The 629-nt window shown below is 70.6% G+C and carries 1 protein-coding gene; it reads right to left on the bottom strand.

Annotated elements, in window-relative coordinates:
- Nucleotides 1-629 (bottom strand): AMP-binding protein (locus tag A9X05_RS14450; protein ID WP_156736715.1); only part of this gene is annotated, 629 nt, incomplete at both ends.

The following is a 629-nucleotide window of genomic DNA, read 5'->3' as shown; positions in this document are numbered from 1 at the left end:
AAGATCTCCCACACCGACACGTCGAAGGCCAACGAATGCGCATGCGACCACACCCCCGCCGCCGGCAACCCCGCATCCAGCGAACCGATCAACGCCGTCACGCTACGATGCGAAACCCCAACACCTTTGGGCACACCCGTGGTACCCGAGGTGTAAATCAGATACGCCAGCCCGTCGGCGCCCGGCTCCGCCAGGACGGTGTCGGGCACGGTGTCGAGGCGCCGATCGCCGACCTCCACCACCGGCACACCGCGGCCCTCGAATCGCGCTGCCAGATCGGCGGTGCTGACCGCGACCACCGGGGCGGCGTCACCGAGCATGAACTCGATCCGGGTGTCCGGGGCGGAAGGATCGATCGGCAGGTACGCCGCCCCGGTCTTGAGCACCGCCAGCATCGCCGCGATCGCCTCGGCCGACCGCGAAAACAGCAGCGCCACAATCTGTCCCGGTCCCGCACCGTGGGCCACCAACAACCGCGCCAGCCGGGTCGAGGCCTCGTCGAGCTCGCGGTAGGTCAACGTTAGGCCCGCACCCGACACCGCCACCGCCCCCGGCGCGCGGGCCACCTGCGCAGCGAACAACCCGGGCACCGACACCGACCCCGGCACCGGCGCACTCAGAACCGCCCG

It is taken from the genome of Mycobacterium sp. E3298, from assembly GCF_001666895.1.
GTDB lineage: Bacteria > Actinomycetota > Actinomycetes > Mycobacteriales > Mycobacteriaceae > Mycobacterium.
Note: the sequence above shows the minus strand (reverse complement) of the source record. Positions and strands in the feature narration are given on the sequence as shown.